At 39.7% G+C, this 459-nt stretch carries 1 protein-coding gene and 1 pseudogene; both read left to right on the plus strand.

Features of this window, described 5'->3' with window-relative positions; genetic code table 11:
* Positions 1-228, plus strand: a pseudogene (locus AM629_RS24165) (hypothetical protein); the annotation flags it as partial.
* Between the two features lie 2 nt (positions 229-230).
* A partial coding sequence (locus tag AM629_RS21545) for a hypothetical protein (RefSeq protein WP_420806704.1) occupies positions 231-459 on the plus strand: 229 nt, incomplete at its 3' end.

Genomic DNA, 459 nt, shown 5'->3' on the forward strand with positions numbered 1-459 from the left:
ACTAGCAAAATACCGCAATGGCCTCAGGAAGTAGAAGACGCTTGTCAGGTTGATCCTGATGACCCGATTAATGTCAATGCCGCGAATAATCCTGTGCATTTATGGCGTTATATTTTGGCGAATCAGAAGCGGGAAGAACGTCAGGCATTGTATGATCGCCAATTATCAGCATATACCCGTTTGCAAGAGAAAATTGCAATGGCTCATTCAACTTCGGCGGAGGCGTAGTTATGAAATGGAATATTTTGTATAACCCTTATAAATTGAATCGTCCTTTGACTTGGGTAGAGAAGCATGATCAATTTTGTCAGGGAAAACCGACTAAGATAACTGCTAAATATGGTCTGTATATTGTTGATCACGATACGGTGATCCGTATGAATTCTACTTATATGGAAACGGTGGATAAGTATTATAGAGAGAAGGGATTTGTTAGTTCTCTTAATGCAACGGTATTTT

The sequence above is a fragment of the Photorhabdus heterorhabditis genome, from assembly GCF_001280945.1.
In the GTDB taxonomy this organism is placed as follows: domain Bacteria; phylum Pseudomonadota; class Gammaproteobacteria; order Enterobacterales; family Enterobacteriaceae; genus Photorhabdus; species Photorhabdus heterorhabditis.